At 59.8% G+C, this 599-nt stretch carries 1 protein-coding gene; it reads left to right on the forward strand.

Translation table 11 applies throughout. From position 1 onward, the window contains the following. Nucleotides 1–40: 40 nt before the first annotated feature. The coding region (locus AO065_RS17505; RefSeq protein ID WP_155737749.1) for a hypothetical protein at nt 41–599 on the forward strand (559 nt) is incomplete at its 3' end.

The raw sequence follows: 599 nt of genomic DNA on the forward strand, positions 1-599 counted from the left end.
AACCATTGAGAAATCGCACGGAACCAGGGGGTTCACCACCATGAGCACAACACCTAAGCGCTATGTCATCGTCGACGTCGAGGGCCGCGTATGCCCCGACCAACGCAAAAGTGCCCGCGAAACCATCGACTACCGCGCCGCACGCGCACTCAATACCCAAGCCACGGGACGTACACACTTCGGACGCACAGTCCGAGCAGCACTCGCAGCCGACGGCCTCGACAACCTCATCAGGCACGCAAATCTCGACACCAAACTGTCCTGGCCCCTCTCGATCTACGAAGTCAGCGGCGACAAGGAAACCGACGTCCCGCGCGACCCCGGACTACGACGACTCGACGGCATCAACGTCCACCGCGAGATCCGCGCCTCCGAACTCTTCGGCCACCACGGCTCCGACGTCGTCGACCTCATCGAAAAGCTCTACTACACAGACGATTTCGAACTAGCCAATGCGGCAGCAGCGAAGAAGTTCGACACCTTCTCCAACATTCTGGTCGAACTCCGGCCCACGCATACCGAAGCAAAAGGCAAACTCATTTCGGCGGCCGTCCAAGCTGGACTGCTCGACGAGATGCTGCTCGCGAACAAGCTCGCAT

The sequence above is a fragment of the Pseudomonas viridiflava genome (assembly GCF_001642795.1).
Classification (GTDB): domain Bacteria; phylum Pseudomonadota; class Gammaproteobacteria; order Pseudomonadales; family Pseudomonadaceae; genus Aquipseudomonas; species Aquipseudomonas viridiflava.